We start from the raw sequence: 24,544 nt of genomic DNA, 5'->3' as shown, positions 1-24,544 counted from the left end.
AATTCGCGATTGCACGCAAGCCTTTGCGCCCGAAATCACGCAAATGGTTGAACTTGTGATCCGCCAAGTGCGGTTGATCCCGGTCGCACCAATCGGTATCCCCGATAACAGGCTAACGCGGGTGGGATCAGCAGCTGTGAAAAAATCGCAAACAGCATGGGCCACGGCTCTCATGTTCTGCGCCGTTTTCACGGGTGGCGCGACTGGGTCACTGGTCAGAGAAGCGTTGTCGCTCGGGATCTCGGGTCTGCCGATCCTAACCGAGACCTTTGGCATAAATATAGCTGCATGCTTTGTGCTTGGCTGGTTATACGCCATCCGGCACCGGGTGCATGCCCACGTCCTGCATCTGGGCGCGGTTGGGTTTTGTGGCGGGTTATCTACGTTTTCCTCATTTGTCGCGGAATTGGAACGTCTGGCAGAGGTCAGTTTCGGGCTTGCCCTAACCGCAGCGGTTTTGGAAATTGTGGCGGGTCTTTTTGCGGCGATTTTGGGTGAAACCGCCGGGCGTCGCTTTTCCCCGCGGAGGTCGTGAGAGTGAGCGATCTCTACCTGCATGCAATGTTTGGTTTGGGCGGCGGTCTGGGCGCGGTTCTGCGGCACTGGATCGCCATTCGAATTCGCCATGACCTGCCCGTGGCAACGCTGATCGTGAACGTCTTTGGCAGTCTGTTGCTTGGGCTTTGGGTCGGGTATCTGGGCGGACCGGCGGGCGTCAGCCAGGAGGAACAGCGCCTGGTGTTCGGCTTTTGTGGCGGCTTCACCACTTTCTCCAGCTTTGCCTACCAGTCACTGGAACTGCGGCGCGAACGCACAATCGCTACGGCGGCGGGCAATATCGTGCTGAGCCTCTTGCTGTGTTGGGGCGCACTGTGGCTTGGGCTGATGGCGATGCGCTGATCCGGTGCGGCCGGACCTACATCGGATAGGTATGCATCCGCACCGCAAGATTCCCCATTATCCAGACCGTCCCAACAATAATGATCAATAGAACCATCGTGGAAAACAGGACTAGATCCAGGTCCTCGCGGCTGCTGCGTCGACGGTCGATATGCAGGAAATACACCAGTTGAACAATCAACTGCGCCAGCCCCAACAAACCGATCGACAAATAAACGCCCTTGGTCTCGATCCCGAACGTATATGCAATGGTAAAGACCGCCAGTGTCAGCAGCAGCGATCCGCCATAGCCAATCACATATCGGCGGCGTTCACGTCGGTGCATTTCGCTGCGCCTATCCATAGGTCAGCCCTCCGAAATAGACGATCGTGATTATGCCGATCCAGATGAGGTCGAGAAAATGCCAGAACAGGGCCAGACGAACCACCCGTGACATCAGAACGTCGGTTAGACCAAACACACGCAGCTGAATACCCAGAACGATCAACCACAGGCACCCCGCAGCAACATGCAGCCCGTGCAGCGGCACTAGCCCGTAAAACGCTGACAGAAACCCGCTGCGCTGTGGAATGCCACCCTTTTCCGCCATAGCCAGAAAGTCACGTATCTCAAGTACCAGAAAGCTGAGGCCCAGAACCAGAGTTACCGCGAACCAAAGCACGATACGGGGCCGTGGCAGGTTGTATTTCAACGCCAGCATCGCAAGGCCCACTGTAAGGCTGCTGGTCAACAGGATCAGGGTTTGGGCAAAAATGCTGGTCAGGTCGAACAGCTCATGCGGACCGGGCCCACCCGCCTGCGCGTCGATCATGGTGATATAGATCGCGAACATCAGGCCGAAATAGACCAGATCGCTCATCAGAAAGACCCAGAACCCAAAGGTGACCACTTCGCTGGCCTTGTCGGCACCCGGATGCCGTCGGCCCAAGTTTAGGCCCGGATAGCTGTGTGTCGGCGCGCGTTTCATGTAGTGGCCTCCAGATCGGGACGAGCCAGGCCGCGGTTCTCGGGCGCGTATTCATGATCGCGATTGACCGGAACCGATGCGCGCACGAAATCAAGCCAGGCTTCATGCTCTTTGCGGACCTGCTCGGCCGGTATAACCTCTTCGGTGTCGGTTCTGAACGTCCAGGCGATGAAGGCCGCCAACATCGCGGCTGTCGTCGCAATAGCAAGCCACCAGATCCACCAGACCAGCGCAAACATCCAGATACCGCTGAGCACGCACAGACCGAACCCGATCGCCGTATTGCGTGGCATGAGGATATCTTCATAGGCATCAAGGGACGGATAGGCTTTGCCGCGCTCTTTTGCGGCGGCAAAATCATCCCGGTCGGTCACATGCGGAATGATTGCAAAGTTATACGGAGGCGGCGGTGCTGGAATCGACCATTCCAGCGTGCGCCCATCCCAAGGGTCGCCAACCGGCACGCGGGTTTTTTCCCGGTCTCGAATGCTGACCCAAAGCTGGACAATGATCGACAGAAGCGCTGCGAGAATGACCAAAGACCCAAGCACGGCGACGATCATATAGGGGTGAAAGCTGGGATCTTCCCAACTGTAAGATCGACGCGGCATCCCCATCAGGCCGACAAAATAAAGCGGCAGGAAGGTCAGCATGAACCCAACGGTCCACAACGCGACAGATATCCGTCCCCAGCCTTCGCTCAGGCGGAAGCCAAAGGCTTTGGGGAACCAATAGTTGTATCCCGCAAGCAGGCCAAACAGGACGCCAGGCAGCAGCACATTGTGAAAATGCGCGACCAGGAACAGGGTGTTATGCACCTGATAGTCGATGGTCGGATTGGCCAGGATGACGCCCGACAACCCTCCGATCACGAACAGCATCAGGAAAGACAACCCATAGAGCATCGGGACCGAGAACCGGATACGCCCGCGAAACAGCGTGGCCATCCAATCATAGACTTTCACGCCAGTCGGTATGGCGATCAGCATGGTGGCAATCCCAAACACCGCATTGATCAGCGCGCTTTGGCCCATGGTGAAAAAGTGGTGCAGCCAGACCGTGAAGGACAGCACCGCAATCGACATCGTTGCAATCACCAAGGAGTTGTATCCGTACAGGCGCTTGGCCGAGAAGGTCGCAAAAACCTCGGAATAGATACCATAGGCGGGCAGGACCAACAGATAGACCTCGGGATGTCCGAACAGCCAGAACAGGTTGGCATAGTTCATCATGTTGCCGCCAAGGTCATTTGTGAAAAAGTGGAAATCCAAGTACCGGTCTGCGGCCAGCATCAGCGCCGCAACACCCAACGGCGGCATGGCAAAGACAATCAGGATCGAGCTGCAGATGATCGTCCAGCAATACATCGGCAACCGCATGAACTGCATCCCCGGCGCGCGCATCTTGTAGATCGTAACGGCAAAGTTGATTCCGGTCAGCGTCGTTCCGATCCCCGACACGACGATGGCCCAAATCCAATAATCCGGCCCAACGCCGGGATTGAAGGCCGCACCGGTAAAGGGTGGGTAGGCCGTCCAGCCCCCGGTCGAGAACTCTCCGACCACCAGGGAAACCATCAGCATCATGCCCGAGGACACGGTCAGGCCTAGGCTGATCTGGTTCATCACCGGGAATGCCACGTCGCGGGCGCCGATCATCAGCGGGATCAGGAAATTGGCGGCACCGAACACAAACGGAACAGCCACGAAGAAGATCATGATCGTGCCATGGGTACTGAAAAGCTCGGCGAAATGCTCGGCTTCCAGAAAGCCTTCGCCCGGGCCAGCGGCTTGTTGGGCGCGCATGACGACACCTTCCAGAACCCCCCGCGCCAACATCACGATGGCAAAGACGATATACATGATGCCGATCTTCTTGTGGTCGGCGCTGGTCAGCCAGTCATGCCACAGCGGCCCCCACAGACGGAACCATGTCAGCAAACCCACAACGGCAATGACGCCCACAATCACGATCCCAGCCGCGGCATTTGCCACGATCTCATTTGCGTTGGGCGACTGGATCAACCCGGTGATCGGAAAAGCATCCCAGTTTAGACGGCCGAAAAAACCAGTCTCGACATCGGTCATTGTGTTTTCTCCTGACCATATTCGGCAGTGCCCGGTTGCTGATCGGCAGGCAAGGGTGTGGCCCCGTCATAGCGGTGCAGGATCGACTGAAACAGATCACCATCGGCTAGTGTGAAATACAGCGCATCAGTCGGCATCTGATCATTGCCCAACATGGCCTGCACCTCATCCCGATCGGTTCGCATGGCGAGGGTTCGGTATGTTTCAGCGCTCAACGGAATCCCGTTTGTCCGGACCTTTTCGGCCCAGTCGTTGAAGTCCTGGGGCTCCATGGCAATCGCTTTGAATTTCTGCTTGGTAAAGCCACGCCCGTTATATTGCGTGTTCTCGCCCTGCATCGTTTCGGGCCAATCGGCGACAAGGTGCAGTTTGGTCGTCATCCCCGGCATGGCATAGATCTGTCCGGCCAGCGCCGGGATCATAAAGGACTGCATCACCGTATCCGTTGTCAGTGTGACAGCGACCTGTTGGTTAACGGGGAGGCCCATCTCACCCACGCTGGCGATACCAAGATCGGGGTAGATGAACAGCCATTTCCAGTCGAGACCAACAACCTGCACATTCAGCGCCGGGTCTTCCCCGAACGAAGTCGCGTAGGGGTCCAGCCGATGGGTGGCTTTCCACAGATAAAACGAGAGGATGGCCACGATAACAACCGGGATACCCCACATGAGGAATTCCAACCGGGCAGAAAAATCCCATTCCGGTCGATAATCTGCCTGCCCCTCCTTTCGCCTTCGATACCGTATGGCAATCAAAGGCACCAGGATCAGAACCGGAACAACTGCGACCAATATCAGAACAGTTGCCCGTAAAAGGTGGCTTTTCTGAAGGGCGGCGACGGGTCCCTGAGGGTCCAAGAAATTGTTGCTGGCTTCGGCAACCGGCACAAAGCCAAGACCTGCTATGGCGGCAGACAGGACAACCAAGGATGCAAAAGACGGTCTGGAATATGTCACGCCTGTTCATCCTCATTTCAAAATTGATTGGGACAACTATCGGCAGAGTCCTGAATTTTCACAAGGATTTTTACGCAGCTCTGCCTGTTTCCCGAGATTTGATCTTGCCACCCTGATCGCAGCGGCAGAAACGCCGTTCTGGTAGGTTGACTTAAAGTAGTTCGCAGGTGAGATCATAGGACAATGCGTTGGTTAATCCTTACTCTTGGACTTTGCTACCTGTCGACAAGTGCGACAGCACAGGATCGTGCGGCGATCGAGGCTCAGTTTCAGTCATGGCTGAAACACACAGTCTGGGCGCGGGCGAAATACGAGGGTGTTTCAAAACGCACGATGAACAGGGCCTTCAACGGCGTCACGCTGAACTGGAAACTGCCAGACCTGGTTCCTCCGGGTACGGCAACAGCGGTTCCCAAGGAACAAAAGCAGGCCGAGTTCGGATCACCCGGGCGTTATTTCAACGCTGGTTCGGTTCAGGGGGCCACTTCTGTCGGACGCAAGATGGCCCGGCGCTATGACACGACACTGAAACAGGTAGAATCCGATACCGGTGTACCAGCGCGCGTCATTCTGGCGATCTGGGGCCGCGAAAGCGGATATGGGCAGGTGGCTATCCGGCATAATGCGTTTCAGGTTCTGGGCACCAAAGGTTTCATGAGCACCCGCTCAGAATATTTCACGTCAGAGCTTATCGCCGCGCTCAAGATTGCCGAGGCTGGCCACATACCGCCGGATCAAATGAAAAGCAGTTGGGCCGGTGCGCTTGGGCAACCGCAGTTCATGCCATCGAACTACCTGACTTATGCGGCCGATGGAAATGGCGACGGGCGCGCGGATATCTGGACCTCGGCCGAGGACACAATTTCATCGATCGGAAACTACCTCGACCAACATGGCTGGGTCTCGGGTCGTGATTGGGGGTTCGAAGTAACTGTCCCGTCTTCGGTTTCCTGCACCCTTGAAGGGCCGGATCAGGGCCGTCCTATTCGCGACTGGGCCGGGTTGGGGATCACCCGTGTATCTGGCAGGCCGTTTCCAAAACAAGAAATGCAGGGACAAGGGTTTTTGATGATGCCCGCCGGGCGCAATGGCCCGGCCTTCATTGTCACCCCCAATTTTTATGTCCTGAAGGAATACAACAAAAGCGATCTCTACGCCCTGTTCGTCGGCCATGTTGGCGATAGGATAGAATATGGCGTCCAGGATTTCCGCGGCCGGTGGGACAAAGTCGGCGGTCTTTACCGATCGGATATAGCAGCCATGCAGCGCGCATTGGAACAGATGGGCCATGACGTCGGCGGCGCTGACGGCCTGCCGGGCTTTCGAACACGCCGCTCTATCGGGCGCTGGCAAGAGGCCACCAATCAGTCCGCCACATGCTTTCCTCAGACCCATATGGTCCGGGCACTGACCCAATAGCGATTCGCGCCAATTTTTGGAAAGCCGCAAAAGCGGACCTTGCGTCAACGCTCAACCGCTTACTCAAGAACTTCACAAAAATGTCAAGAAACCATCGCGTATCATTATAATATTTCCATTCTCCCGTGGAATTTTTTAGATTTCGGCCGCACCTGGCCATTTTGCACGCAAAGGCTTTAACCTTTTTTGAAATAGTGCCACGTTCTGCATCAGTGAAAGGCGACTTTCGCAACTACGTTTCCGACAGCAAACCGAAAGACTGCGACGCGGTGTTCATTGCGATCTGAAAAAGCAAAATTCGAACAAGTCCCGGTCTATCTGAGTCGGACAATCATGGTGGTCAGCGACCATCCTGAACGGATGTGCGTACCTTGCCACCACACAAATGGGAGTAGAAAGATATGAACAAATACATTCGGACATCTCTGGCGGGGCTACTGACCTCGACCATGATCACCGGCGCTGCATTTGCCGCCGGCACCCATCCCGAAACCGGCGAGGCGCTGGCGGATGATCAAACCTTCACCTATCGCGTTCTGGATGAGCACAGTTCGGTTGACCCGCAGGTTGTTGAAGACGTTACCGGTGCGGAAATTGTCCGCGACCTGTTCGAAGGCCTGATGAATCAGGACGAAGACGGCAATTTGGTGCCCGGCGTCGCAACCGGCTATACCACAAACGATACCAAGGACGTTTACACATTTACACTGCGTGATAACGCCAAATGGTCCAATGGTGATCCGGTCACGGCAGGCGATTTCGTCTTTGCATGGAAACGTGCCGTCGATCCCGCTCTGTCCTCGCCCTATGCGTGGTTCATGGAACTGATGTCGATCGAAAATGCGGCCGAAATCATTGCTGGTGAGAAGCCTGTGGACGAACTGGGCGTAACCGCCATCGACGACCACACACTTGAGGTCAAGCTGAGCGCAGCACTGCCTTATTTCGCGCAAATGACGACCCATTCCACCACCTTCCCTGCCCCGCAGAAGGTGATCGAAGAGTTCGGCGACGCCTGGACTAAGCCGGAAAACATCGTCTCGAACGGCGCCTATGTTCTGACCGAACACCTGCCACAGGAACGCTCGGTCCGTGAGCGCAACGAGATGTATTGGGATAACGACAATACGATTGTCGAAAAAGTCGTGGCCCTTGTCATCAACGACGAAAACGTAGCCCTGACCCGTTACCTTGCAGGCGAGCTGGACCGCACTGAAGTACCTGCAGGTCAGTTCCCGCGCCTACAGAAAGAGCACCCCGAAGAGGCCATCAGCTTCCCGCGCCTGTGCAACTATTACTATACATTCAACCTGTCTGACAGCGGACCGGAAGAATTCAAGAACCCAAATGTACGTCAAGCCCTGTCTCTTGCAGTTGACCGCGACATCATCACCAAGAACGTCAAAGCCGGTGGTGAGCCGCCCGCATATACGTTCGCACCCGAAGCAACCGCTGGGTTCACCGTCCCAGAGGTCGAAATGGCTTCGATGACGCAAGCCGAGCGTGACGAGCTGGCCAAGGAGTTGCTGGCCGAGGCCGGATTTGGCCCCGACAACCCGCTGAGCTTTGACATGGTCTACAACACATCAGAGGCCCATAAGAAAGTCGCAGTGGCACTGAGCCAGATGTGGAAACAGAAACTGGGCGTACAGGTCGAGTTGGCCAACATGGAATGGAAAGTGTTCCTGGAAGAGCGCGGCAACCAGAACTTCGATCTGGCCCGTGGCGCCTGGTGTGGCGACTATAACGAAGCCTCGACCTTCCTGGACCTGTTGCAGTCGGATTCCGGCTATAACGACGGCAAGTACAACAACTCCAAGGTTGACGAATTGCTGACCCAGGCCAAGACAGCAGATGACGCAGCACCACTGTATACCGAGGTTGAGCGGATCATTGCACAAGAGACTCCGGTTATCCCGATCTATCACTATGCTGGCGTCTACATGATGGACAGCGATGTCGGCAACTGGCCGGTCAAGAACGTAGAGCAGAACTGGTACTCCAAGAACCTCTACAAGATCGCCGAATAACCTTCCTTAGACCACGCTTTGCCCCGAGGATCACCCCGGGGCAAAGCCAATAATGGGGGCATGAAATGCTTGCCTATATCATCCGGCGATTGCTGATCGCCGTTCCAACGATCCTGTTGCTGATCGTTGCCTGTTTTTTTCTGATGCACTACGCGCCCGGCGGGCCGTTTACCTCGGAACGGCCATTGCCGCCGCAGGTGCTGGCCAATATCGAGGCGCGCTATGGTCTGGACCAGCCGCTGTGGAAACAGCTTTGGGACTATCTGTACAACATTGTCGTGCATTTCGATTTCGGCCCGTCCTTCAAGTTCAAGGACCGGGACGTCAATGATATCATTTCGCAAGGCTTCCCGATCTCGCTCACTTACGGGTCATTGTCATTCCTGCTGGCGAGTGTCGTAGGTATTGGCCTTGGGATCGCCGCGGCCATCCGACACAACAGCTGGATCGACTATTTTGCCGTAGGTCTGGGGATCGCTGCGCAGGCGCTGCCGAACTTCATCATGGGCCCGATCCTGATCCTGACCTTCACTTTGTGGCTGGGATGGTTGCCGGGTGGTGGCTGGAACGGCGGTCAGTGGCAATATCTGATCATGCCGGTCATCGCATTGGCCACGTCCTATATGGGGTCGATCGCGCGGATTACCCGTTCGTCGATGCTGGAAGTTCTGAACTCGAACTTCATCCGCACGGCCCGGGCCAAGGGTTTGCCTACCAGGACCGTAATCTGGCGCCATGCGTTGAAGCCCACGCTGCTGCCGGTAGTGTCCTATCTGGGGCCGGTCTTTGTCTATGTTCTGACCGGATCGGTTTTCGTCGACATCTATTTCTCGACCGGTGGTCTGGGGCAGGCTTATGTCGGCTCGGCCCTGTCGCGTGACTATGCGGTGCTGCTGGGGGTCACGATCCTGTACGGCACGCTGACAGTGATCGTGAACCTGCTGACCGACCTGGCATATGCCTGGTTCGATCCGAAAATCCGGTACTGAGGGGCACAAAATGCTAGGAAAATCACAAAAAGCCGCCCATCTGGCCGAGGACATCACCGATTTCACGGCCGTTCAGGGGCGTTCCCTCTGGCAGGATGCGCGGATGCGGTTTGTCCGCAACAAAGCCGCAATGGCGAGCGTATTCATCTTGCTGATGATCGTTCTGTTCACAATCTTCGGCCCATATTTCGCCGTTTGGAGCAATGAGGAAATCGACTGGAACGTGATGGGTGACATCCGTGGCATGGGAATGCCATCGATTGAGACCGGGCACTTCTTTGGCGTCGACGATCTGGGGCGCGACCTTTACAGCCGGGTCATTCAGGCCACAACAACATCGTTGTTGGTGGGGCTTGTCGGGGCGGCCACCGCGTTGATTGTTGGCACCTGCTATGGCATCGCCGCCGGGTATATTGGCGGGCGCCTTGACGGCGCGATGATGCGGTTCGTCGATATCCTTCTGGCCATTCCAACAACTCTGATCATCATTCTGTTGCTTGTAGTGGCCGGTCGGTCGTTCTTTACCCTGTTCATCGCATTGGGCGCGGTTGGTTGGCTAACCATGTCACGGATCGTCAGAGGGCAGACTCTGGCCCTGAAAAACCGCGAATTCATCGAGGCCGCGCGTGCCGCCGGTGTCAGCGAATTCACCATCATGTATCGCCATATCCTGCCCAACCTGCTGGGCGTGGTAATCGTCTATGCTTCGCTTCTGGTGCCCGAGATGATCCTGACCGAAAGCTTTATCTCGTTCCTCGGACTTGGCATCTCGGAGCCCTATACCTCGCTAGGCCGTCTGATCGCTGAAGGGGCAGGCACAATGGGGTACGGAACCCTCTGGCAGCTGATGTTCCCTCTGACATTCTATGTCGCCATTATCATCACGATGTTCTTCATCGGCGATGGGCTGCGTGACGCTCTGGACCCAAAGGATCGCTGATATGAGCCTGTTCTCTGTTAAGGACCTAAGCGTCCAGTTCGACACCCCCGATGGTGTGGTCGAGGCCGTCAAAGGCATCAGCTTTGACATTAATCCGGGCGAATGCCTTGGTATTGTGGGCGAAAGCGGGTCCGGTAAAAGCCAGACTTTCATGGCCGCGATGGGGCTGTTGCCTTCAGCGGGTCGTGCAATCGGTTCGGCCACACTGAATGGCAAGGAAATCCTGAATCTGCCGATCAACAAGCTGAACCAGATCCGGGGCGATGACGTCGGCATGATCTTTCAGGATCCGCTGACCGCCCTGACCCCGCATCTGCGGGTCGGGCAGCAAATGCGTGAGGTTCTGCAGGTTCACGAAGGGTTGCAGGGTTCGGCCGCTCGGGCGCGCTGTCTGGAGTGGTTGGATCGGGTCCGCATCCCCGAGGCAAACCGTCGTCTGGATCAATACCCGCACGAATTGTCGGGGGGCATGCGCCAACGTGTCATGATCGCCATGTCGATGTTGTGCAGCCCAAAGCTGCTGATCGCCGATGAACCGACCACGGCGCTGGATGTGACGGTCCAGGCCGACATTCTGGACTTGATGGTGCACCTGCAAAAAGACGAAGGCACTGCCATTGCGCTGATCACGCATGACATGGGCGTGGTGGCACGGATGTGTGACCGCATTCAGGTCATGCGTCTGGGTCAGTTTGTTGAGGCCGGGGACACACGCGAGATCTTCCGCGCGCCGCAGCATGAATACACCCGCACCCTGCTTGAAGCGATGCCGCGCATTGATGCCGGTGACGCGCCAGAAGCGCTGGCAGAAACCGATGAACCTCTGCTGCGGGTCGATGACGTCAAAGTGCATTTCCCGATCCATGTCTCGGGCGGGCTGTTCGGGCGCACGGTGCCGCTGAAGGCCGTGGACGGTGTCAGCTTTGACATCCGTAAGGGCGAGACGCTGGGCGTTGTGGGTGAATCCGGCTGTGGCAAATCCACACTGGCGCGGGCGGTTCTGCAGCTGATCGAACCCAGCGGTGGCAATGTCAGCTGGTTGGGCCATCCGATAGTCGGGCTAAAGCGGGCCGAGCTGAACAAGTACCGCAAGGACCTGCAGATTGTGTTCCAGGATCCGCTGGCCAGCCTCGATCCGCGGATGACTATCTCGGCCTCTATCGCTGAACCGCTGAAAACCTATCGCCCGGATCTGACAGAGCGTGAGCGCAAGAAAATGGTCGGCGAAATGATGGAGCGGGTCGGCCTGCAGGCCAACATGATCAACCGCTATCCGCACGAGCTGTCCGGTGGGCAGAACCAGCGGGTCGGGATCGCGCGGGCGATGATCAACAAGCCCAAGCTGATCATTTGTGACGAGGCGGTCTCGGCTCTGGACGTGTCGATCCAGGCCCAGATCGTAGAGCTTTTGAAAGAGCTGCAGCAGGAATTCGGGCTGTCGATGATTTTCATCAGCCACGACCTGTCCGTGGTACGGACAGTGTCAAACCGGATCATGGTACTGTATCTGGGGCGCATCGTCGAATTGGGAGATGGAGAGGTGATCTGTTCGCAGCCTCTGCACCCCTATACCAAATCGCTGATCTCGGCTGTCCCGATCCCCGATCCGGATGTGGAACGGCAACGCCAGCGCCTCAAATTGCCGGGCGAGCTGCCTTCGCCGATGGATCCAAAGGCGGCGCTTAGGTTCCTGCCCAGTCGGTTGTCGGCCGGTCAGAACGAATATGTGCCTCAGCTGAACGAGGTCGCCCCGAACCATTTCGTCGCCGAGCATGATCCGCTTGAGACAATCCTGGCGAACACATAAATCCCCTGTCCCCGAGGCCGCATGAACAGCCTCGGGGACAGGTTCGGCTTTGCACGACTTCATGACGATTCTTGGCGTATTCTTGCCAATGAATGGACGAAGGGCCGGATTGTACAACAAAACACCGGTAAATGACGGGTTTCAAAGGCATCAAACGGCGGTTCGTTTTGACTTCCCCTACCCCCGGTGGCACCTTCCTGTCAGATTTTAGACTGCGGCCGCGATGTCATTGATTGTTCTGACTGCGCAGCCTAATAGGAAACCCCGGCCTGCCCTACGCGGTCGGGCAAGAATTGAATTTGAGAGGTAACATGGTACGCAAGGTCACCAAGGCGATTTTCCCCGTTGCGGGATTGGGCACGCGTTTTCTCCCAGCGACAAAATCCGTCCCCAAGGAGATCATGACACTGGTTGACCGTCCTTTGGTTCAATACGCAATCGACGAAGCCCGCGCCGCAGGTATTACCGAATTCATCTTTGTAACTTCGCGTGGCAAATCTGCGCTGGAAGATTACTTTGATCACAACCTCGTTCTGGAACAAGAGCTCAAGGCCAAGGGCAAGGATGACCTGCTTGAAGCGCTGAATGCAACGAATATGGAAAGCGGCGCCATCGCCTATATCCGCCAGCACAAGGCGCTTGGTCTGGGCCATGCGGTCTGGTGCGCCCGCCGGCTGATCGGCGACGAGCCATTTGCCGTAATGTTGCCGGATGACGTCATTGCTGCTGATAAACCCTGTCTGCAGCAGATGGTCGAAGCCTATGAGGAAACCGGCGGCAACATGGTCGCAACGATGGAAGTGCCAAACGAAAAAACCAGTTCCTATGGCGTTCTGGATGTAGGCGAAAACGTCGGCTCCGTGGTACGCGCCAGAGGAATGGTTGAAAAGCCCAAGCCGGAAGAAGCCCCCTCGAACCTGGCCGTTATCGGTCGGTATATTCTGGGGCCGTCAGTGCTGTACAATCTCAACCAAAAGAAAACGGGCAGTGGCGGTGAGATTCAGCTGACCGATGCTATCGCAGAAGACATCTGTAACGGTGTGCCCGTGTTTGGCTATAAATTCGACGGCCAGCGATTTGATTGCGGCTCGAAAGCCGGGTTCCTTCAGGCAACTGTTGCCTTTGCGCTGGCCCGTAGCGATCTGCGTGATGACCTGAGCCAATATCTGAACGAGATAGTCGCCGCCGGGAAGGCCGCTCAATAGCGCCCGCAACCTTCAGCATGTCGTTTCTAAAGTGACAAAGTCCAAGAACCTTCGAGGCAAGCCGCAATGACCACCATCCATCCCATCATACTCTGCGGAGGGTCCGGCACCCGACTGTGGCCCCTGTCGCGCAAAAGTTACCCCAAGCAGTTCGTCCCTCTGATCGGTGATTCAAGCCTGCTTCAGGATTGTGCTGAACGAATGCAGGGACCCAAGGACGCGCCTTATGCCAAGCCGCTGATCCTTACCAATGATGCCTTCCGTTTTGTGGTTCCGGAACAACTGGGCGCGATTGGCATAGATCCGGGTCCCATTTTGATCGAACCCGAAGGGCGCAACACAGCACCAGCGGTTCTGGCCGCCGCGTTGTATCTGGCCGCCAGCAACCCGGATGCGATCATGCTTGTCGCCCCATCGGACCATGTCATCCCGGACAAAGCTGCGTTTCATCAGGCAGTTACCGAAGGCGCGCGCGCGATTTCGGATCGTGGGGATCTCGTCACTTTCGGGATCACTCCGGACCGGCCGGAAACCGGCTATGGATATCTCAAGCTCAGCCATGCCCCAGATACGGGCAACACCGCCATTGCGTTGGACCGTTTTGTCGAAAAGCCTGATCTGCAGAATGCCCAAGCCATGATCGCCGATGGCAGCTATCTTTGGAATTCGGGGATATTTCTTTTCGCGGTCAAAGACATAATCGCTGCATTCAAAGAACATGCGTCCGCACTGCTGGACCCGGTCGGCAAGGCCGTCCGTGAGGCAAAGGCCGACCTCGGGTTTCTGCGCCTCGATCCCCGAGCCTGGGGCACGGTCGAGGATATCTCGATCGACTACGCGGTCATGGAGAAAGCCCGCAATCTGAGCGTCGTACCCTATGCGTCGGGCTGGTCGGATGTCGGCAGCTGGTCGGCAGTTCAAGAGCTGAGCAATCCAGACGCCGATGGCGTTGCCACTACGGGCCAGGTTACCACCATTGACTGCCGGAACGTATTGGTGCGTTCAGAAACCCCCACGCAAGAAGTTGTTGCGATGGGTCTGGAAAACATGATTGCGGTCGCCATGCCTGACGCGGTTTTGGTGGCCAGCATGGACAAGGCTCAGGACGTCAAACAGGCGGTTGCGGCCCTGAAGGCCAAAGGCGCCAAACAAGCGGAATCGCTGCCGGTCGATCATCGCCCTTGGGGCTGGTTCGAAAGCCTGGTTATCGGGGATCGGTTCCAGGTCAAACGCATACACGTTCACCCCGGCGCCTCACTAAGCCTGCAATCCCATCACCACCGGTCTGAACACTGGATCGTTGTTCAGGGCACGGCAAAAGTAACGATCGACGAAGATGTGCGCCTGATCTCTGAAAACCAGTCTGTCTACATCCCGCTCGGCGCCGTTCATCGGATGGAGAATCCGGGCAAGGTGCCGATGGTTCTGATCGAGGTCCAGACCGGGTCTTATCTGGGTGAGGACGACATCATCCGGTACGAGGATGTGTACGCCCGCAGCTAACCTTTAGCGGCGATTGGTAAGCTTAAGGGCAGCTTCGGCTGTCCTTTTTCGTTGAATCCAGACCTTTGGCTACGCCCCATGGAATCCTCCAAACGTTAGCAAATGATTATTCGAACGTTCGGTCAGATCAGACCGAATTCATCCTGGGCACGGCAATGTAGCGCGCAATGCAATAGTCGGACCGACAGCTACAGGAGGACGCCGCCCGTGTCACAAAACTCACCCAGATTGGATTTACCTTTCCTGCAACCTTCGCAGGCCCAGAAACACGTCACCCATAACGAGGCGCTGCGTGCTCTGGACCTGATTGTCCAGCTGAGCGTAGCGTCGACAAACGCCTCGGTCCCGCCTGCGGTGCCGGAACAGGGCGAGATTCACGCGCTTGGCGCCAACCCTACCGGGGATTGGGCCGCGCAGCCGGGCGCCCTTGCGGCCTGGTTGGATGACGCCTGGCATTTTGTGACCCCGGGAATCGGCTGGCGGGCCTGGGATGAACAGGCCAACCGGTTGAAGATCTGGGACGGCGCAGACTGGTCCGAACCTCAGGTCGCGACCCAGAACCTGGACGGGTTGGGCATCGCAACCGGGTATGACAGCACCAATCGGCTATCGGTCCGGTCGCCTGCGACGTTGCTCAGCCATGACGGGGCTGGTCACCAGTTGAAGATCAACAAGGCAGCGGCCGGGGATACCGCCTCGCTTTTGTTCCAGTCAAACTGGATTGGCCATGCGGAGATGGGATTGTCCGGCAACACCAGTTTTTCCATCAAAGTCTCGGCTGATGGCGGATCCTGGACCGAGGCGCTGAGCTTTGACCCAGCCACCGGAATAGCCTCTGGCTCTGCCATTCAAAACGATGCCGAAGACATCACCGCAGGTCGCCTGATGCGGGCCGACTATGGCTACTGCCCCGGAAATCTGCTGGGCACTGTGTCTGAATCCGCCGGGGTGCCGACCGGCGCAGTTGTCGAACGCGGATCAACCGCCACTGGCGAATACGTCCGGTTTGCGGATGGTACACAAATCTGCACGGGCGTTCTGACGCCCACCGATTGCGTGAACGCCGAAGGATCGCTGTATTCCAGCGCCGAGACCACCTGGAGCTTTCCCGTAGCCTTTGCGTCCGGAACTTCACCCTCGGTCGGTGGCAGTGGCGGCGCGACAAGCCGGTTTATAGGTTTGGGCGCGGCCACTGAAACAGAAGTGCCCTTTAAGGTTCTATCGGCATCCTCGGACACAAGCAGCCTGTCCCCAACGGTAATCGCAACCGGTCGCTGGTTCTGAGCTTTAGACCGTCCGGAGCTATGCCCAGGCGGTCATTTGGCGCGCAAATCGGTGTCTGCCTGCTCCAGAAACCACGCATAGGTCTCCCGGATACCATCTTCGAGTCCAACGCGTGCTCGCCACCCCATATCGGCCAGTCGGGACACATCCATCAACTTGCGCAGTGTCCCGTCAGGCTTGCTGACATCCTGAGTGATCTTACCCGTGAATCCGGTTGTTCCGGCCACCAGGGCCGCCAGCTCAGCGATTGAGATATCTTCGCCGCATCCCACATTGATATGGCTCAGCATCGGCTGGGTATTCGCATCGTAGATATCGCGCGGTAAGTCGAGCACAAACAAGGACGCCTCGGCCATATCATCGACATGCAAAAACTCGCGCCGCGGTTTTCCTGTGCCCCAGATCACCACTTCTTCCAGCCCGTCGCGCTGTGCCTCGTGGAATCTGCGGATCAGGGCCGGCAGGACATGGCTGTTTTCGGGGTGAAAATTGTCTCCGGGTCCGTAAAGATTGGTTGGCATAACCGACCGGTAATCGACGCCATGTTGGCGATTATAGCTTTCACACAGCTTGATCCCGGCGATCTTTGCAACGGCATAGGGTTCGTTGGTGGGTTCCAGCACGCCGGTCAGCAAAGCGTCTTCACGCATGGGCTGAGGCACAGCCCGTGGGTAAATGCACGAGCTGCCCAGTTGCAGCAAATGCTTTACCCCCGCTGCAAAAGCCTGATGGATCACGTTGCATTCAATCATCAGGTTTTCGTAAATGAAATCTGCGGGGTAGGTGTTATTTGCGTGAATCCCACCAACCTTGGCCGCGGCTAGGATCACCATATCCGGACGCTCAGTCTGCATAAAATCACGCACGGCGGGTTGGTCGGTCAGATCCAGTTCGGAATGCCTGCGCGTGATCAACTCCAGCGCTTCGCCTTCGTCCTTGCGGTTTTGCAAACGGCGCAGGATTGCGCCGCCAACCATACCACGATGCCCGGCAACATAGATCTTACGCATGAGGGCCTCCTCAGCCGTTTTCCAGGCTCATTGGCAGCTCAAACCCGTGCTCTTTCAAAAGCGCGTGACGTTTGGCCGTCTTCAGGTCTTCGGTCACCATCTCAGCGCACATTTCCTGCACGGTCAGTTCTGGTACCCAACCCAGTTTGTTCTTGGCGTTTGAGGGATCGCCCAGAAGGGTCTCGACCTCGGCCGGGCGAAAATATTGCGGGTCTATCCGCATCACGACGTCACCGGGTTTCAATCCCGGGGCTTTGTCCCCCTCGATCGAGACGACAGTCGCGGTTTCGTCAACGCCTGACCGGGTGAATTCCAGTGAAACGCCAAGCTCGGCTGCCGACCATTCAATGAACTGACGTACCGAATACTGAACCCCGGTCGCAATCACGAAATCCTCAGGATTGTCCTGCTGCAGCATCAGCCATTGCATCCGCACATAGTCCTTCGCGTGGCCCCAATCCCGCAGACTGTCGATATTCCCCATGTACAGGCAGCTTTCCAGCCCTTGCGCAATATTTGCCAAACCGCGTGTGATCTTGCGGGTAACAAAAGTTTCGCCCCGGCGCGGGCTTTCGTGGTTAAACAGGATCCCGTTACAGGCATACATGCCATAGGCCTCACGGTAATTGACCGTGATCCAGTACGAATAAAGTTTGGCAACCGCATAAGGTGACCGTGGGTGGAACGGGGTGGTTTCGCGTTGCGGGGTCTCTTGCACCAGACCGTAGAGTTCCGAGGTCGAGGCCTGATAGAAGCGTGTCTTTTTCTCGAGCCCGAGAAAACGTATCGCTTCCAGCAAACGCAAAGTACCAATGGCATCCACATCCGCAGTGTATTCCGGGGATTCAAAACTGACGGCCACATGGGACTGTGCGCCTAGGTTATAGACCTCGTCCGGCTGCACTTCGCGAATGATTCGCGTCAGGTTAGACGTATCGCTCAGATCTCCATAGTGCAGGTGCAGTTTGGGATTGGGAACGTGTGGATCCTGATAGATGTGATCGATGCGTTGCGTGTTGAATGAGGACGCCCTACGCTTAATGCCGTGAACTTCATAACCTTTTTCCAACAAAAACTCGGCCAGATACGATCCGTCTTGTCCGGTAATCCCGGTGATTAATGCCGTTTTTGTCATAGTTCCGCCCTACGAAAACAAATGTGTATGATTGCCGACCCAAAAACAGCAAGAATCCCCGGAATGCAACCCAAGCACGCTGACAGGCATTGAAACCGGCGGAACTTTCTTCGAATGTGTGCGCGCCAAAGGCGGTATTTGTTAAGAAGGGTATTTTAGTATGCGTATTGCGATGATCGGAACCGGCTATGTAGGTTTGGTGTCCGGGGTATGTTTTTCCGATTTCGGCCATGATGTCATTTGCGTCGACAAGGCCGAACAGAAAATTGAGATGCTGCAGGCTGGCGAAGTCCCGATATATGAGCCCGGGCTTGACGTCCTGATGGCCAAAAACGTAGCCGCTGGTCGGCTCAGCTTTTCCACGGACCTGGCCGCAGCAGTGGATGGTGCGGATGCTGTTTTTATTGCCGTGGGCACGCCCACACGTCGAGGGGACGGTCACGCCGATCTGACTTATGTGATGGCCGCCGCAGAAGAAATTGCGCATGCGATTACGGGCTACACTGTGGTGGTAACCAAATCGACCGTTCCAGTTGGCACCAATCGCAAGGTGCATCAGGTCATTTCTGCCGCCAACCCGAAGGCCGAATTCGACGTCGCCTCGAACCCTGAATTCCTGCGCGAAGGGGCCGCCATTGATGATTTCATGCGCCCGGATCGTGTGGTTGTCGGCGTTGAATCAGACCGCGCCGCCGATGTCATGGCGGAAATATACCGCCCGCTTTACCTGCGGGACTTCCCGATCCTGACCACCGATCTGGAAAGCGCAGAGATGATCAAATACGCCGCTAACGCGTTTCTTGCGACCAAGATCACCTTTATTAATGAGATCGCAGGCCTGTGCGAACGTGTTGGCGGCGACGTGAAAGAGGTCGCCCGAGGCATCGGTCTGGATGGGCGCATTGGCAATAAATTCCTACATGCAGGTCCGGGATATGGCGGATCGTGCTTTCCAAAAGACACCGCCGCTTTGGCCCGGATCGGTCAGGAACATGCCCACCCGATGCAGATCACCGAAACCGTCATCCGGGTGAATGACGAGGTCAAGAAACGGATGATCCAGAAAATCCGAGATGTCTGCGACGACAGTTTCAATGGAAAAACGATCGCTGTTCTGGGCGTGACCTTCAAACCCAATACCGACGATATGCGTGATGCGCCCTCGTTAACTATAGTGCCTGCACTGATCGGTGGTGGGGCAACGGTGCGGGTTGTCGACCCTCAGGGGCGTTCCGAAGGTGAGGCCCTGCTGCCCGGCGTCGAATGGTGCGAAGACCCCTATGCTGCTGCTGCAGATGCGGATGTCGTTGTGCTGTTGACCGAATGGAACGAGTTCCGTGCGCTCAATCTGAGCGAACTAGCTGGCACGATGAAATCCCCCCGAATGGTCGATCTGCGCAATATCTATTCCGAACCCGCCGTCAAGAAATCCGGCTTCGATAGTTACGTCGGTATTGGGCGCTGATCTTCGGATCAAGTTTGGATGGCCGATTCAAAACAACCGGCCATCCTTCATTCATTTTGTCAAAACGCCGCCAGATCCCTGAGGAACAGGGCGATACCTGGGAAGTAGATCAGCATAGCCGTTATCAGCGCCAGGATCGCGAAGAACGGCAAAGTGCCCCGGATCACCTCAAGATAAGGTCTGTTGAAAATCGCGATTGCGGTGAAGATATCGCAGCCAAACGGCGGTGTTGCTGATCCGATGGCCATCTGCAGCGTCACCATAACCCCGACAAGAACCGGATCAATCCCCGAGGCATCCACGATCGGAACGAAGATTGGCGTAAGGATGACAAGCACGACCAGCGAGTCGACGAACATACATCCCACGAAGAAGCACAGCGCTATGATGAACAGGATGTATTCCTGCGACGCGCCTTCCAGGTTCAGCGGCTCTAACAGGCCCTGTGGAATCTGTTCGAAGGAAATATACCAGGAAAACGCCTGACCGATCCCGACAAGGATGAACACAACCGCCGTAATCAATCCTGTGCTGAGAGCGGAATCCAAAACGTCGTTGAGTTTCAGTTCCCTATAAATCACGCATTCGACGATCAGCGCATAAAGCACCGAAAACGAGGCTGCTTCGGTCGGGGTCACTGCGCCGGTGTAGATACCGCCGACGATCAGGACCGGGAAACCAAGCGGCAGTATGGCCTTGCGAAACGCTGCGCGCCGCTCGGCACCGGATTTCTTTGGCACCCGCGCGATCAGATCGCCCTGCAGGACGCTGTAGAAATAGCAATAGACCGAAAACATCAGCGCCAGAACAACGCCCGGACCAATTCCTGCAATGAACAGTTCGCCCACGCTGGTATTGGCCAGCGTGCCATATAGGATCATCCCGATGCTTGGAGGGATAAGGAAGGCGATGTCGCTGGCATTGATGATCAACGCCATGACAAAACTGTCCTTGTAACCGGCCTTCAGCAGCTTTGGCCGCATGATCTGACCAATCGAAACCACGGTCGCCTGAGTCGAACCCGAAACCGAGCCGAACAATGTGCAACTGATGCAGGCCGTGATCGGCAATCCGGCTCGGCGGTGACCGACAAAGGCTTCGATCAGCCCAAGCAGATTATTGGCCGTATGACCTCTCGCCATGATATCGGCGGCGAATATGAACATCGGCACAGCGATCAGCGCGTTTGGCGAAATGCCAGTGACCATCTGTTGGATGATGACGCCAGTATCGCTTTGCGAGAAATGAACAAGGCCAATCAGCGTGGCAACCGCTAGCGGAACAACCATCGGGTAGCTGAGGAACAGCAGAACCACCATCGCCACGACCAGAGCAAAGGTGATGACATAGATATCCAGCTCACCAGCTATGACATCGCCAAGGAAATCAAGGAATCCGGGCATCTCAGACTCCTACATCCACTGCGTCATTGTCCTCGACTTCGTACGAGTGCCAGATGCCGACATGAGTGACATTCATGATGAATGCGATCAGATATTGCAGGCTGGCCATAAACAGGCCGACCGGGATCACCGAGTAGATGATATAGACCGGAAACTGCAGCGCCGGGCTCAGACGGTTCAGCTCTTTGATCTCAAGCACGTAGAACACGGACTTATAGGCCAAAAAGGCCAGCAGCATGCTGGTCGTGATCGAAATCAGCGTCAGGATCACCTTCTTGGATCGTCGGGACAGCGTGTCATAAACCGCCGTCATCCGAATGTTTCGACCTTTCCGAACCGCATAGGCAAATCCAAAAAAGGTCACGCTGACAATCAGAAACTGGTTCAGCTCTTCCGAGAAGAACAGGCTTTTGCCAAAGGCGTAGCGGCCAATAGCGTTTGCGGTCGAATTCACCATCATCAACAATATGGCCAGAATGATAACGAATTTCTCGATGAACTCGGTGCCCCTACTTAGGGCGACCAAAGCGCTTTTCATGATTTTCCCTCCCTCGGCCCGCCAGTCAGCGTTCCGTAAATGAAAGACGCGACGTCTGAATGAGACGCCGCGCCTTTCAGTGATGTCAGCTTTTATTGCGACGCATTGCTCACCTCGTTAAGCAGGCCGTCGAGGATCTTCTGGGCTTGCGCGCGGGCCGCAGGTTTCTCGGCGTCGTCATAGGCGTTTTCGACCACATCGAAGAATGTTTCGTGCAATGTGGCGCTTTGGGCTTCAAAGACAGCGCGCTCGTCCTCAGTCAAGACGATGACCTGCAGATCGGGGCGCTCGGCCTTGATCTTGTCCATGTTTTCCAGATTGATCTTGATCTGATAATCATGCGCAGCCTGCTCGCCCTTGGCGATGGCGTTCTTGACCATCTCTTGCTGATCCGCGGGCAGACCGTTGAACCATTCACTGTTGGTGGAAACGGTGCCGACGTAAGGAAGCTGGCCCGGGAAGATCAGGTAATCCTGAACCTCATGCCACTTGGCGTTGTAGATGAAATAGATCGGGTTCACCATGCCATCGACGGTCTTCAACTGCAGCGCGCCATAGACCTCGCCCCAGGACAAAGGCGTCGGGTTGGCGCCAAACGCCTTGAAGGTTTCCACCGGAATGGTCGAAGTGAAGGTACGGATTTTCTGGCCTTCAAAATCCGCCGGGCTGCGGATCGCCTTGTTGGCACCCCAGGCCATGTCGCCTTCCGAGATCATGGTGAGTAGCTTCAGGTTCACCTTCTCGAATTTCTCGCTGAGGTCTTCATAGATGGTCGGGCTGGTGGTCAGAACTTCGCGGATCACGTCGATATCACCGCCCAGAACATAGGGCAGATCAAGAACCTGTGCCTCGGGCACATAAGACCCCAGGTGACCGGTGCCCACCGATACGAACTGGACCGTACCCTTAGATGTCAGCTCGACAATATCGTTCTCGGTACCCAACTGACCGTAGTAGTAGATACGCACTTTGATGTCGCCATCGGACTGCTCTTTGACACTTTCGGCGAAGGCCTGTGCAAAGATATCCTGTACGTCGCCTTTGTCCTCTTCCGAGGCGAATTTCCAGGTGTCCGCAAAGGCAGCAGTCGACAGACCTGCCGCGAAAACCGCCGAGGTTATCAGCTTGCTAAAAATGGATGTCATTCTGTTAGTCCTTTCTTGCCCGCTCATGCGAGCCCTTCTGAGATGATGACAAGAGGACGTAATTCCTGCGTCCTCGCCTGTTGGTTGGTTCTCTTGCACAGGGCGCCGTAACCGGCCGCGCCTGACGGCGTGGTCGCGATTCCAAGTGCTGTGACAGCTTCTGCGGCTGCCTGGCCTTCTTCTTCGGAAAGGGTTTCGTAGCTCACGCCGCAGCGCTCGAGCACATCCCAGGCCACGATCGACGGTGCCTTGCAGTCAAGCCGACCCATATTCGAATCCGGCCCATCGCTGCGGGTGGCCCGTCCGGCCAAGTGACTGGCCCGCAAACAGGACGCAGCGCCGGGTTCGACAACGATCAGTTCAGGCTGTTCCGCCCAGTTCAGACGGATCATATGCGACATTGCGGCGGCCAACCCACCGACACCGGCCTGCAGATAGACATGCGTAGGCCACTGCCCCGAAGCCTCGAACCGCGCGCGCAACTCTTCGGCGATGACGCAATAGCCCTCCATCACCAGTTTCGGAATCTCGGTGTAACCAGGCCAGGTTCCGTCGGCCAAAAGCGTGGCACCGGTGGTTTTGGCGTCAGCAATAGCGGCGGCGACGCTTTCGTCATAAACATCGCCCGAACGGACAACCTCGGCACCGAAGGTTCTAAGACGGTCGCCGAACCCTTGCGGTACGGTCTGCGCCAGATGAATTCGCGCCTTTGCACCCATCGCCCGCGCCCCAGCCGCAACGCCCATTCCGTGGTTGCCTGCACTTGCGCAGACGAATGTGTGGCCAGATGCGAATTCTCGAAAAGCGGCATCCTTCATCCGCGTGAGGGAGAGCGTTTCACCGGTATTCTCGAGCCATGCATCCTCGAGAAGGCGTGCAACCGCATAGGGCGCCCCCAAAGCTTTGAACGCGCCAAGCCCCATACGCTCTGTCTCGTTCTTGACCAGAATGCTCTGACCATCAGGCCCCGTGATTTCAATCAGCGGCGATACAGCGTAGGTCTCTTGCCCCTGAAAAAACTCCTGCGCACGGACGAAATCCGGGGCGAAGCTTAGGTCGTCGGTCGCTGTCATGTATTTTTCATCCGCTTTTTCCATGTGCAGAGATTGTGCATGATCGACCTATTTCTATTTATCGTATTTGACCCTAATCTCGATAATATGTTTCAAACCTGCCTCTTCCATCGCGAGGATTTTTCATGAACCAACAACTTGATGATGCAGACACGATAATCCTCAGAACCCTGCAAAGGGATTGTCGAATCGGGCTGGAACAGCTGGCGCAAGAATGCAGTCTTTCAGTTCCCTCGGTGCAGCGGCGGCTCAAGCGGTTGCGAGATTCCGGGCTGATCCTGAAAGAGGTCGCGGTACTAAACCCGTCGCGCTTTGATTATAAGATGACCTTCATCGTTCTGGTCGAACTTGACCGGGAATCGCTTCAGCAACTCGATCTGTTCCGCAAACGCGCCAGGAACGAGCCGCAAGTTCAGCAATGCTATTATGTGACCGGTGATGCCGACTTTGTTCTTATCTGCGTCGCACAGGACATGGAGGATTTCGAGGACCTGACCCATCGCTTGTTTTTCGATAACTCGAATGTCCGCAGATTTCGCACATCCGTCGCGATGGACCGAACAAAGATTGGTCTGGAACTTCCGATCTGAACTTGGCGCTTTTGTGCAATTTTTTCTGCTTTAGGGTCGGAAATTTGATGCGAAACACGCAGCCCTATCCTGTAGAACCGATGCAACTCACACG

22 protein-coding genes are annotated in these 24,544 nt (G+C 56.3%); 12 read left to right on the top strand and 10 right to left on the bottom strand.

Features of this window, described 5'->3' with window-relative positions:
* The first annotated feature begins 43 nt into the window (after positions 1-43).
* Positions 44-535: a fluoride efflux transporter FluC gene (locus AC2FHW_RS07640; RefSeq protein WP_246097338.1), complete on the top strand. Its 492-nt coding sequence runs from the start codon at positions 44-46 to the stop codon at positions 533-535.
* 2 nt (positions 536-537) lie between these two features.
* Entirely contained in the window at positions 538-900 is a 363-nt protein-coding gene (locus tag AC2FHW_RS07635; protein ID WP_142639818.1) for a fluoride efflux transporter FluC, read from the top strand.
* 16 nt (positions 901-916) lie between these two features.
* Here the strand turns inward: AC2FHW_RS07635 and AC2FHW_RS07630 are convergent, their stop codons facing one another.
* Genes AC2FHW_RS07630 through AC2FHW_RS07615 form a run of 4 tightly spaced genes read right to left on the bottom strand, consistent with a single transcriptional unit; the run spans position 917 to position 4,914 of the window.
* On the bottom strand, positions 917-1,243 hold the full coding sequence (locus AC2FHW_RS07630) for a cytochrome o ubiquinol oxidase subunit IV (RefSeq protein WP_142639820.1): 327 nt from the start codon (positions 1,241-1,243) through the stop codon (positions 917-919).
* Positions 1,236-1,868, bottom strand: coding sequence for a cytochrome c oxidase subunit 3 (locus AC2FHW_RS07625; RefSeq protein WP_142639822.1), 633 nt, complete (start codon positions 1,866-1,868; stop codon positions 1,236-1,238). The genes AC2FHW_RS07630 and AC2FHW_RS07625 overlap by 8 nt, the downstream gene beginning before the upstream one ends.
* Complete coding sequence (locus AC2FHW_RS07620; protein WP_271949013.1) at positions 1,865-3,955, bottom strand: cbb3-type cytochrome c oxidase subunit I; 2,091 nt, start codon at positions 3,953-3,955, stop codon at positions 1,865-1,867. Before AC2FHW_RS07620 ends, AC2FHW_RS07625 begins: the two co-directional genes overlap by 4 nt.
* A complete protein-coding gene (locus tag AC2FHW_RS07615; RefSeq protein ID WP_496676884.1) occupies positions 3,952-4,914 on the bottom strand; it encodes a cytochrome ubiquinol oxidase subunit II family protein in 963 nt (320 codons plus the stop codon). Before AC2FHW_RS07615 ends, AC2FHW_RS07620 begins: the two co-directional genes overlap by 4 nt.
* 183 nt (positions 4,915-5,097) lie before the next feature.
* Here AC2FHW_RS07615 and AC2FHW_RS07610 point away from each other — a divergent pair, with 183 nt between their 5' ends.
* From AC2FHW_RS07610 to AC2FHW_RS07575, 8 genes are all read left to right on the top strand, one after another.
* Entirely contained in the window at positions 5,098-6,333 is a 1,236-nt protein-coding gene (locus AC2FHW_RS07610; protein WP_496676881.1) for a lytic murein transglycosylase, read from the top strand.
* Between the two features lie 401 nt (positions 6,334-6,734).
* Positions 6,735-8,363 carry a peptide ABC transporter substrate-binding protein gene (locus AC2FHW_RS07605; RefSeq protein WP_142639830.1) on the top strand — a complete coding sequence of 543 codons (1,629 nt, stop codon included), beginning with the start codon at positions 6,735-6,737 and terminating at the stop codon, positions 8,361-8,363.
* A 65-nt stretch (positions 8,364-8,428) separates the two neighbouring features.
* The gene (gene oppB / locus AC2FHW_RS07600; RefSeq protein WP_142639832.1) at positions 8,429-9,352 is read left to right on the top strand and encodes an oligopeptide ABC transporter permease OppB; all 924 of its coding nucleotides are present in this window, start codon (positions 8,429-8,431) and stop codon (positions 9,350-9,352) included.
* A gap of 10 nt (positions 9,353-9,362) precedes the next feature.
* The gene (locus tag AC2FHW_RS07595) at positions 9,363-10,292 is read left to right on the top strand and encodes an ABC transporter permease subunit (protein WP_142639834.1); all 930 of its coding nucleotides are present in this window, start codon (positions 9,363-9,365) and stop codon (positions 10,290-10,292) included.
* A gap of 1 nt (position 10,293) precedes the next feature.
* Positions 10,294-12,099 carry an ABC transporter ATP-binding protein gene (locus AC2FHW_RS07590; RefSeq protein ID WP_496821727.1) on the top strand — a complete coding sequence of 602 codons (1,806 nt, stop codon included), beginning with the start codon at positions 10,294-10,296 and terminating at the stop codon, positions 12,097-12,099.
* Between the two features lie 311 nt (positions 12,100-12,410).
* Entirely contained in the window at positions 12,411-13,304 is an 894-nt protein-coding gene (gene galU, locus AC2FHW_RS07585; protein WP_281995135.1) for a UTP--glucose-1-phosphate uridylyltransferase GalU, read from the top strand.
* A gap of 66 nt (positions 13,305-13,370) precedes the next feature.
* Positions 13,371-14,807 carry a mannose-1-phosphate guanylyltransferase/mannose-6-phosphate isomerase gene (locus tag AC2FHW_RS07580; protein WP_271949025.1) on the top strand — a complete coding sequence of 479 codons (1,437 nt, stop codon included), beginning with the start codon at positions 13,371-13,373 and terminating at the stop codon, positions 14,805-14,807.
* Between the two features lie 207 nt (positions 14,808-15,014).
* Positions 15,015-16,091 (top strand): DUF2793 domain-containing protein, encoded by a 1,077-nt coding sequence (locus AC2FHW_RS07575; RefSeq protein ID WP_496821725.1) that lies wholly within the window; start codon positions 15,015-15,017, stop codon positions 16,089-16,091.
* Between the two features lie 32 nt (positions 16,092-16,123).
* On the opposite strand, the gene fcl is transcribed toward AC2FHW_RS07575, so the two are convergent.
* Complete coding sequence (fcl, locus tag AC2FHW_RS07570; RefSeq protein WP_496702161.1) at positions 16,124-17,101, bottom strand: GDP-L-fucose synthase; 978 nt, start codon at positions 17,099-17,101, stop codon at positions 16,124-16,126.
* A 10-nt stretch (positions 17,102-17,111) separates the two neighbouring features.
* Positions 17,112-18,236 carry a GDP-mannose 4,6-dehydratase gene (gene gmd, locus AC2FHW_RS07565; RefSeq protein ID WP_496821723.1) on the bottom strand — a complete coding sequence of 375 codons (1,125 nt, stop codon included), beginning with the start codon at positions 18,234-18,236 and terminating at the stop codon, positions 17,112-17,114.
* Positions 18,237-18,396: 160 nt separating this feature from the next.
* Here gmd and AC2FHW_RS07560 point away from each other — a divergent pair, with 160 nt between their 5' ends.
* The gene (locus AC2FHW_RS07560) at positions 18,397-19,701 is read left to right on the top strand and encodes a UDP-glucose dehydrogenase family protein (protein WP_142639848.1); all 1,305 of its coding nucleotides are present in this window, start codon (positions 18,397-18,399) and stop codon (positions 19,699-19,701) included.
* A gap of 59 nt (positions 19,702-19,760) precedes the next feature.
* Here AC2FHW_RS07560 and AC2FHW_RS07555 read toward each other — a convergent pair whose 3' ends face one another.
* The 4 genes from AC2FHW_RS07555 to AC2FHW_RS07540 all read right to left on the bottom strand — a co-directional run bounded on the left by AC2FHW_RS07555 (position 19,761) and on the right by AC2FHW_RS07540 (position 23,860).
* Positions 19,761-21,044, bottom strand: coding sequence for a TRAP transporter large permease (locus AC2FHW_RS07555; RefSeq protein ID WP_496821790.1), 1,284 nt, complete (start codon positions 21,042-21,044; stop codon positions 19,761-19,763).
* Between the two features lie 61 nt (positions 21,045-21,105).
* Positions 21,106-21,642 carry a TRAP transporter small permease gene (locus AC2FHW_RS07550; protein WP_271949035.1) on the bottom strand — a complete coding sequence of 179 codons (537 nt, stop codon included), beginning with the start codon at positions 21,640-21,642 and terminating at the stop codon, positions 21,106-21,108.
* Positions 21,643-21,734: 92 nt separating this feature from the next.
* Entirely contained in the window at positions 21,735-22,787 is a 1,053-nt protein-coding gene (locus AC2FHW_RS07545) for a TRAP transporter substrate-binding protein (RefSeq protein WP_271949037.1), read from the bottom strand.
* Positions 22,788-22,810: 23 nt separating this feature from the next.
* Entirely contained in the window at positions 22,811-23,860 is a 1,050-nt protein-coding gene (locus AC2FHW_RS07540) for a pyridoxal-phosphate dependent enzyme (RefSeq protein WP_496676866.1), read from the bottom strand.
* Positions 23,861-23,985: 125 nt separating this feature from the next.
* Between AC2FHW_RS07540 and AC2FHW_RS07535 the strand changes: the two genes are divergently transcribed.
* On the top strand, positions 23,986-24,450 hold the full coding sequence (locus AC2FHW_RS07535) for an Lrp/AsnC family transcriptional regulator (protein ID WP_271949042.1): 465 nt from the start codon (positions 23,986-23,988) through the stop codon (positions 24,448-24,450).
* Positions 24,451-24,544 lie beyond the last annotated feature (94 nt).

It is taken from the genome of Ruegeria sp. YTSA108, from assembly GCF_059610185.1.
The sequence above is the reverse complement of the archived record's forward strand: the minus strand, read 5'-3'. Positions and strand labels throughout refer to the sequence as shown.

Bases quoted from the DNA above. Each gene is read 5' to 3' on its own strand.
- AC2FHW_RS07640 (WP_246097338.1), top strand. From the start codon at position 44: ATGGTTGAACTTGTGATCCGCCAAGTGCGGTTGATCCCGGTCGCACCA.
- AC2FHW_RS07630 (WP_142639820.1), bottom strand. From the start codon at position 1,243: ATGGATAGGCGCAGCGAAATGCACCGACGTGAACGCCGCCGATATGTG.
- AC2FHW_RS07625 (WP_142639822.1), bottom strand. From the start codon at position 1,868: ATGAAACGCGCGCCGACACACAGCTATCCGGGCCTAAACTTGGGCCGA.
- AC2FHW_RS07620 (WP_271949013.1), bottom strand. From the start codon at position 3,955: ATGACCGATGTCGAGACTGGTTTTTTCGGCCGTCTAAACTGGGATGCT.
- AC2FHW_RS07610 (WP_496676881.1), top strand. From the start codon at position 5,098: ATGCGTTGGTTAATCCTTACTCTTGGACTTTGCTACCTGTCGACAAGT.
- AC2FHW_RS07605 (WP_142639830.1), top strand. From the start codon at position 6,735: ATGAACAAATACATTCGGACATCTCTGGCGGGGCTACTGACCTCGACC.
- oppB (WP_142639832.1), top strand. From the start codon at position 8,429: ATGCTTGCCTATATCATCCGGCGATTGCTGATCGCCGTTCCAACGATC.
- AC2FHW_RS07595 (WP_142639834.1), top strand. From the start codon at position 9,363: ATGCTAGGAAAATCACAAAAAGCCGCCCATCTGGCCGAGGACATCACC.
- AC2FHW_RS07590 (WP_496821727.1), top strand. From the start codon at position 10,294: ATGAGCCTGTTCTCTGTTAAGGACCTAAGCGTCCAGTTCGACACCCCC.
- galU (WP_281995135.1), top strand. From the start codon at position 12,411: ATGGTACGCAAGGTCACCAAGGCGATTTTCCCCGTTGCGGGATTGGGC.
- AC2FHW_RS07580 (WP_271949025.1), top strand. From the start codon at position 13,371: ATGACCACCATCCATCCCATCATACTCTGCGGAGGGTCCGGCACCCGA.
- fcl (WP_496702161.1), bottom strand. From the start codon at position 17,101: ATGCGTAAGATCTATGTTGCCGGGCATCGTGGTATGGTTGGCGGCGCA.
- gmd (WP_496821723.1), bottom strand. From the start codon at position 18,236: ATGACAAAAACGGCATTAATCACCGGGATTACCGGACAAGACGGATCG.
- AC2FHW_RS07560 (WP_142639848.1), top strand. From the start codon at position 18,397: ATGCGTATTGCGATGATCGGAACCGGCTATGTAGGTTTGGTGTCCGGG.
- AC2FHW_RS07550 (WP_271949035.1), bottom strand. From the start codon at position 21,642: ATGAAAAGCGCTTTGGTCGCCCTAAGTAGGGGCACCGAGTTCATCGAG.
- AC2FHW_RS07545 (WP_271949037.1), bottom strand. From the start codon at position 22,787: ATGACATCCATTTTTAGCAAGCTGATAACCTCGGCGGTTTTCGCGGCA.
- AC2FHW_RS07540 (WP_496676866.1), bottom strand. From the start codon at position 23,860: ATGACAGCGACCGACGACCTAAGCTTCGCCCCGGATTTCGTCCGTGCG.
- AC2FHW_RS07535 (WP_271949042.1), top strand. From the start codon at position 23,986: ATGAACCAACAACTTGATGATGCAGACACGATAATCCTCAGAACCCTG.